At 33.6% G+C, this 5,885-nt stretch carries 5 protein-coding genes; all 5 read left to right on the forward strand.

The window, feature by feature from the left end:
- Positions 1-280, forward strand: a 280-nt coding sequence (locus ABMA45_RS01105) for a tyrosine-type recombinase/integrase (RefSeq protein WP_348029880.1), incomplete at its 5' end; no start/stop codon positions are given.
- Positions 281-465: 185 nt separating this feature from the next.
- Positions 466-1,581 (forward strand): hypothetical protein, encoded by a 1,116-nt coding sequence (locus tag ABMA45_RS01110; RefSeq protein WP_022088042.1) that lies wholly within the window; start codon positions 466-468, stop codon positions 1,579-1,581.
- A gap of 982 nt (positions 1,582-2,563) precedes the next feature.
- Positions 2,564-3,628 (forward strand): Fic family protein, encoded by a 1,065-nt coding sequence (locus ABMA45_RS01115; RefSeq protein WP_022088043.1) that lies wholly within the window; start codon positions 2,564-2,566, stop codon positions 3,626-3,628.
- Between the two features lie 3 nt (positions 3,629-3,631).
- Positions 3,632-5,134 (forward strand): class I SAM-dependent DNA methyltransferase, encoded by a 1,503-nt coding sequence (locus tag ABMA45_RS01120; protein WP_022088044.1) that lies wholly within the window; start codon positions 3,632-3,634, stop codon positions 5,132-5,134.
- 117 nt (positions 5,135-5,251) lie between these two features.
- Positions 5,252-5,885, forward strand: a 634-nt coding sequence (locus tag ABMA45_RS01125) for a restriction endonuclease subunit S (protein ID WP_348029881.1), incomplete at its 3' end; no start/stop codon positions are given.

A 5,885-nucleotide genomic window follows, 5' to 3' on the forward strand; every position in this document is an offset into this window, starting at 1 on the left:
AAATAAAATTTTTTTTGTCCTATACTTGACACATCCACATGTTTGCAGACATACATATTGTTCCAATATGGCAAAGTCCGGCATGAATCCTAAAACACTACAGTATTTGATGGGACATTCGGATATAGCTGTGACGCTCAATGTGTATACCCATGTAGGACTTGAGGATGCCGAGAAGGAACTTCAGAAGATGCAGGGATTGGAAAATGCCAGAAAAGAGATGGGAATTTCAGATACGGATGATAAGCCTTTGAAACAGAATATGTTCAAGGTGGTTTGATAATATAATAAGGAAGAGATTTTGAGGACACTCAGGCTATTGGCTTGGGTGTCTTTTTGACTGGTGAAGATATAGTTTATGTGGTAAAATAGGAATTGAAAATTGAACTTTATTGAAATTAATATATTGCTGCAGGAGGACAGATTGTGTCTTTTACATAAGCATGGAAGGTTGGTATCGAAAAAATGAAATTAACATGGTTGAAAAATGGATTTATATGTAAAGATTTATATGCACCATTCAAGCTAGAAAAGGATGTAGATTATCGAGACGATTTAGAGAAGAAATATAAAATAGTTATGGAACAGGCAAAAAATGCCAATGCTGATAAGGAAAGTTTGGATATTATAGATTTTTTTAGTACAAAAATATTGGAATCCTTAGATTTGTATTATAAGGCTGATATAGCAGAAAGTAACAATATTATTTTGGAATTGGTAAAGAATATAGGAGATAATCCATTTGCAGTAAATTCGGTTAATAACAGTGAGGCTTTTCCGGGAATTAAGACCAATGAGTTGCAATTCTTCAGAAGTAGACTGGGAACTCCAAACAAGACATTTACAGCTAAAGATATGTTACATTTGCCTAATTCAATGAGGGCTAAATCTGGAAATTATAGATTTAGTATTCATGGTAATCCTAGTATGTATTTGGCTAATTCTTCATATGGATGTTGGATAGAAATGGGGTGTCCGGCAGAAATAGATTTCAATGTTTCACCAATATTATTAGAAGGAAATCAAAGAATTTTTAATTTGGCTGTATCTATAAGAGATTTTAGATGTTTAAATGAATTTGAAGAAGATAGGGTGCATTGTTGGTTGAAACTGTATCTTCTAACCCTTTCAACCTGTTATGTAATTAAAGAAGAAAATAGAGTATTCAAGTCAGAATATATTATCTCACAATCGTTAATGATGGCGTGTAAAAAGATGAAATACGATGGAATAGCATACTATTCACGCAGAGTAGACAATGAAGTGTTTGCATTGTGTGCAATTAATTTAGCGTTGTTCGTTGATTATGATGGAGAATATTCAGAAATGATTAAGCACATTAAAATAGATGATGCTTTCAATTATTCTTTATACAAGCAACTTAATAGGAGTTTGAAATATAAAGAATATGAGTTAAGATCAACTTATACTTCCTATATTACAAATATAGGAAGTTTTGATCGCCAGTATCCATATAGAGAAACGGATTTTTATAATTTTGATAAATTTCTGTTTACAACATGGAGGGATAAGCCAAATGGTAAAGGCAAGGATATAATTCCGTGGGGAATTGAGATTTAAATGTTCTTGGAAACAAGTTTGAATATTTTAAGTTGGTAATTAAGAAGGTATGTCGATTATTTCAACACCATTCGTTAAATAATGCACATCCCCGTCAGTAGTCTGAACCCCCTTAACTGACTACGATTTGACTACTACACACTGCCTTGAATTGCACCAGTTTGAAGTATTTTGCAAAAAGTGTAGTTATAAACAAGAAAAATACGATGCTCGGAAAAGTCGATAAACCAACGCAAAACCCGGCATTACAGGGCATTTTATGATAGGAGAATTTTATGATACGAGTACTATTTATCTGCCACGGCAGGACTGACGAAAATCGTGTAAACTCCTTTAAATAAGGCGGCTGTGGTTTTGAGGTAGTTTAGTTTAGACCAAATTTAGACCAATGGTAGAGTGAAACTGTGGTGTGATGGAAAAGAATAGAACATAAAAATCTAGGGAACTTTATTGATGAGAAAAATAATAAAAGTTCCCTATTTTTTTCATTAGTAGCGAGAAAAAATATGCATATAGACTTGTCGAGCACTATTATAACTTGAGAAGATTGTAAAGTATGATATTCATAGTTGCAAAAGTAATTTGAGTGCACATTAATATTATTAAAAAGTATTACAATATGTGATAAATTATAAATGTGACATAAAATAAGTCACATTTATAAAAAAGCAATTAAAAATGATTGCAAAATAAAAAAGCAACTAAAAATAATTGCAAAACAAAAATCATTACAACAGAATGTAACAATAACAGAAGATGAAGAAATCTATAAAAAACTTTCTTTAGTTTACAGGGAAGATAATAATTTAAAGTGAATACTAATGATATTTTATGTATGTTAATACAATCCAAAGCAGAAGAAATTAGACTAATTCATACAGATAAGGAAATTCAACTTGAAAATTATGTAGCCAGGGAATATAATTCAATTAAGTCATTTTATATAAAATGACGAAGTTAATTTGATAATGAGGTAATTAAAATGAGAAAATTTGATTACACAGAAAAATGGAAAAAATTGCTGACACCAGAGATTGTTGGATATCTTACAACAATTCATGAATACAAGGGTGAGCAAAGATTGATTGCGGAACGCTATGCAGATGTATTAGAGAGTCTTGTTGAGGTGGCAAAAATACAAAGTACAGAGAGTTCTAATAAAATAGAAGGCGTCTATACCTCGGATGAACGTTTGAAAAAAATTGTTTTGGATAAGACAATGCCTAAGACAAGAAATGAACGTGAGATTGCAGGATATAGGGATGTGCTTGGTACGATACATGAGAACTTTTCACATATTCCAGTCCGTGACACATTCATTTTACAGCTTCATAGAGATTTGTATAAATTTGAAAATGCATCTTCGAATGGAGGCAAGTTTAAAAGCACTGATAACATAATTGAGGAAGAAGATGTAAAGGGTAATAAGTTTGTAAGATTTAAACCACTATCCGCGTGGGAAACGCCAGAGGCAATAATAGAACTTTGTGATGCTTATAATGGGGCGATTAACAGAAGTGAAGCAGATGCACTCCTGATTGTACCTATGTTTATCATTGACTTTTTGTGTATTCATCCGTTTAATGACGGGAATGGAAGAATTAGCAGATTGTTGACGTTATTACTTCTTTATCAGAATGATTATATTGTTGGTAAATATATTAGTTTGGAAAAACTGATAGAACGAACAAAGAGTAGTTATTATGATGCTCTTCAGGAAAGCTCGCAGGGATGGCTGGAAGGTGCGAATAATTACGAACCTTTTGTAAAATATATTCTAGGGATTATTGTAGCCGCTTATAGAGAATTCTTTGATAGAGCGCAGATTGTGGAAGAAAAGAAAGTGCCTAAATCAGACAGGATAGAGAAACTTATTAAGAATCATTTAGGTACAATTACAAAGGCTGAGATTGTTGAAGCCACACCGGGAATAAGCACAACAACGGTACAGAGAACATTAACTGAGTTGGTAAAAGAAGAGAAAATTATCAAGATAGGAAATGGTCGTTATACAAAATATAAATGGAATTGGGATAAGGAGAATTAGAATATGATTACAGGCGAATTAAAAAACAGAATTGATAGTTTATGGGAGATTTTCTGGACAGGAGGTCTTACAAATCCGTTGGATGTCATTGAACAGATGACATATCTTATGTTCATTCATGATTTGGATGTAACTGATAATACGCATGCAAAAGAAAGTGCTATGCTTGGCTTGCCTTATGAAAGTGTCTTCGCTAAGGAAGTAAAAATCGGTGAGAGAATTATAGACGGAACACAACTTAAGTGGTCTGTTTTTAGGGACTATCCGGCTGATAGAATGTATTCAGTTGTGCAGGAAATGGTGTTTCCATTTATTAAGAATCTTCATGCAAATAAAGAAAGTGCATTCTCTAAATATATGGATGATGCGATATTCAAACTTCCAACGCCTTTGATGCTTTCTAAAGTTGTAGATGCAATGGATGATTTATACACACAGATGGCAAAGTTGAATGACTCAGATGCAAGAGGAGATGTATATGAGTACCTCCTTTCAAAACTTGCTACAGCAGGTGTAAATGGTCAGTTTAGAACACCACGCCACATTATTAAAATGATGGTAGAACTTATGGAGCCAAAAGCTGATGATGTTATTTGTGATCCAAGTTGCGGAACAGCAGGTTTCCTTGTAGAGTCAGGAGAATATCTGTGGACTAACAAGAAAGATGAAATTTTTTACGACAAGCAGAAGAAAGATCATTTTATGAATCATATGTTCTATGGCTTTGATATGGATAGAACAATGCTTCGTATTGGTGCGATGAATATGATGAATCATAGGGTAGAAAGTCCGTTTATAGAATACAGAGACAGTTTGTCAGATCAAAACCCGGATAAAGATAAATATTCATTGATTCTTGCCAATCCACCTTTCAAGGGAAGTCTTGATGCAGATATTGTATCAGCAGATTTGTTAAAGGTGTGCAAAACAAAGAAGACAGAACTTCTTTTCTTGGCATTATTTGTTCGTATGCTTAAAGTTGGTGGCAGATGTGCCTGTATTGTTCCTGATGGTGTATTGTTTGGTTCTTCCAAGGCCCATAAGGATATTAGAAAGGAAATAGTAGAAAATCAGAAATTAGAGGCTGTTATCTCAATGCCTTCAGGTGTATTTAAACCATATGCCGGAGTATCAACGGCAATTCTTATCTTTACTAAAACCAATTATGGTGGAACAGATAATGTATGGTTTTACGATATGCAGGCAGATGGATTTAGCCTTGATGACAAGCGTTCTGCTGTAGTGGAAAATGATATTCCGGATATCATTGAAAGATTCCGTAATCGTGATGCTGAGGTCGACAGGAAACGTACAGAAAAATCCTTTATGGTTCCTAAGAAGGAAATCGTGGATAATGGATATGATCTTAGTATTAACAAGTATAAAGAAGTTGAGTATGTAGCTGTTGAGTATCCTCCAACATCTGAGATTATGACTAATATCCGTAATCTTGAGATGGAGATTGGGAATGAAATGGATGAGTTGGAGAGATTGTTAAGTTTGTAAGAAAGGAAATACAAATCTGACAAATTCGGATTTGTAGGGCTACGAGCAGAACATGAGCATGAAGCGAAGCGAAATGCGAATGGACTCTGCGAGTAGCCCGTAGAGGAATGATGTAGAATGGAAAAAACATGGGTTAATATATCAAATGTTCTCTTTTTTCAAGAGGGTCCAGGTGTAAGAAATACGCAGTATACAACTGAAGGCGTAAAGCTTCTAAATGTAGCTAATTTAGTGGATGGTAAAGTGGATTTATCAACATCAGATAGATACATATCAGAGGATGAAGCATATGGAAAGTACAAGCACTTTCTATGTGATGCAGGTGATTTTATAATTGCTAGTTCTGGAATTAAAGTTGAGTATATTGATAAAAAGATGGGATTTGTAGATGAGTCTATGCTTCCTCTTTGTATGAATACAAGCACCATAAGATTTAAGGTGTTGGATGATAATCAGTTAAGAATTAGATATTTTATGTATTATTTAAAATCTCAACATTTTAAAAATCAGTTATTTAAGCAAATAACTGGTTCGGCACAATTAAATTATGGACCAAGCCATTTAAAGAAGATGATTATGCCATTAATTAATTTGAGCAAACAGGATGAGATTATTGCTTGTATGGATAAAGTTCAAAGTATTATTGAAATGAGACAGCAAGAATTAGTTAAATTAGATGACCTCATTAAAGCCCGATTTGTCGAGATGTTTGGTAATCCAGTGTATAATGAAAAAGGATGGGAAACAAAAC

Origin of the sequence: Eubacterium sp. CAG:156 (assembly GCF_000434315.1) — a bacterium.
In the GTDB taxonomy this organism is placed as follows: Bacteria; Bacillota; Clostridia; order Lachnospirales; family Lachnospiraceae; genus Eubacterium_U; species Eubacterium_U album.

Coding starts and splice junctions, on each gene's coding strand:
- ABMA45_RS01120 (WP_022088044.1), top strand. CDS start 3,632: ATGATTACAGGCGAATTAAAAAACAGAATTGATAGTTTATGGGAGATT.
- ABMA45_RS01110 (WP_022088042.1), top strand. CDS start 466: ATGAAATTAACATGGTTGAAAAATGGATTTATATGTAAAGATTTATAT.
- ABMA45_RS01115 (WP_022088043.1), top strand. CDS start 2,564: ATGAGAAAATTTGATTACACAGAAAAATGGAAAAAATTGCTGACACCA.